General features: G+C 47.2%; 2 rRNA genes. Both read left to right on the forward strand.

Going from position 1 to position 977, the window contains the following annotated elements:
* Positions 1-405, forward strand: a 16S ribosomal RNA gene (locus VIHSUH07_RS04245); the annotation flags it as partial.
* 448 nt (positions 406-853) lie between these two features.
* Positions 854-977, forward strand: a 23S ribosomal RNA gene (locus VIHSUH07_RS04250); the annotation flags it as partial.

The raw sequence follows: 977 nt of genomic DNA on the forward strand, positions 1-977 counted from the left end.
GGTGGGAACTCATGAGAGACTGCCGCAGACAATGCGGAGGAAGGCGGGGATGACGTCAAATCATCATGCCCCTTATGACCTGGGCTACACACGTACTACAATGGGAGTTAATAGACGGAAGCGAAACCGCGAGGTGGAGCAAACCCGAGAAACACTCTCTCAGTTCGGATCGTAGGCTGCAACTCGCCTACGTGAAGTCGGAATCGCTAGTAATCGCAGGTCAGCATACTGCGGTGAATACGTTCCCGGGCCTTGTACACACCGCCCGTCACACCACGAAAGTCGGAAGTGCCCAAAGCCGGTGGGGTAACCTTCGGGAGCCAGCCGTCTAAGGTAAAGTCGATGATTGGGGTGAAGTCGTAACAAGGTAGCCGTATCGGAAGGTGCGGCTGGATCACCTCCTTTCTAGGGAGACATACACCAGGCCAAGAGCTTGGATGTCACTTAGGTCGACACTTTGGCCAGTAAGTAGACGTAGCATATGCGCTAGCTGTACTTACAACCTACATTGTTCGGTTTTGAGAGATCTGTAAATGATTTCTCAATTTAATATGACGTATAAATTACGCGTTAATCTAGGCGCATGAGTTGAACGACGTCGCCACGTAATGGTAATTACGTAAGACAAGTGAGACGAATGCAACGACGAGTAACACGGAATTTATCGGCAGATTTGTTCTTTGAAAACTGCATAGAAGATAATTATTATATATTTGTAAGGTCATCTCTTAGAATTTCTAAGTAGGTTGACCCGAGCACATAGGAAATAATTCTCTGACTTATTGGTGACGTACATGAAAATGTACGGCTACAAAATAAACGACAATGTATCTAATGCATGTCATAAAATCTAAGTAAAGATTTTAAGGGCGTACGGCGGATGCCTTGGCGATATCAGCCGATGAAGGACGCGGTAAGCTGCGATAAGCTACGGAGAGGTGCAAGCAACCTTTGACCCGTAGATTTCCGAATGGGGG

This window comes from Veillonella sp. T34266-5 (assembly GCF_002959815.1).
GTDB lineage: Bacteria > Bacillota > Negativicutes > Veillonellales > Veillonellaceae > Veillonella > Veillonella atypica.